1 protein-coding gene is annotated in these 416 nt (G+C 47.8%); it reads left to right on the top strand.

The genetic code is table 11. From position 1 onward, the window contains the following. Positions 1-217 (top strand): hypothetical protein (locus tag KP705_RS18260; RefSeq protein WP_215765324.1); only part of this gene is annotated, 217 nt, incomplete at its 5' end. Between the last annotated feature and the right edge of the window lie 199 nt (positions 218-416).

The raw sequence follows: 416 nt of genomic DNA, 5'->3' as shown, positions 1-416 counted from the left end.
GAAGAAGAATGAACAGCTTGAAACTTATCTTGGTTTAGTTTTTGATTCTTTGGATTCGCATGGAAATAATCCTGTTCCGTTCATTAAGACTCTCTACACGTTGGATGATATAATGCGTGATTGCGATAGGATTGCGAAGGAGTGGCTTGAGTCATTCCAGGCGACGTGGGAACCTAAGGCGAAGCCTCAAAAGGGTTCTGATCGCTCTATTGCCTAGAGCGACGACCCCGAAGGTCCGGGGTCTAGCATTGGGGTTTCGACCTCCATGCTAAAGGCTAAATCAGTATTAAAAAGATAGCTCAAACTGCTTCGCTTCATGAGCAGATAATTAGCTCAGATTTGCTGTGTCCTGCATCACAGAGCGAGCGCAGAGCGGGAGCCACGTAGTGTGGCCGTAGGCCATCTGTGTGGGATGG

The organism is Gluconobacter sp. P1D12_c (genome assembly GCF_018812105.1).
Classification (GTDB): domain Bacteria; phylum Pseudomonadota; class Alphaproteobacteria; order Acetobacterales; family Acetobacteraceae; genus Gluconobacter; species Gluconobacter oxydans_A.
The sequence above is the reverse complement of the archived record's forward strand: the minus strand, read 5'-3'. Positions and strand labels throughout refer to the sequence as shown.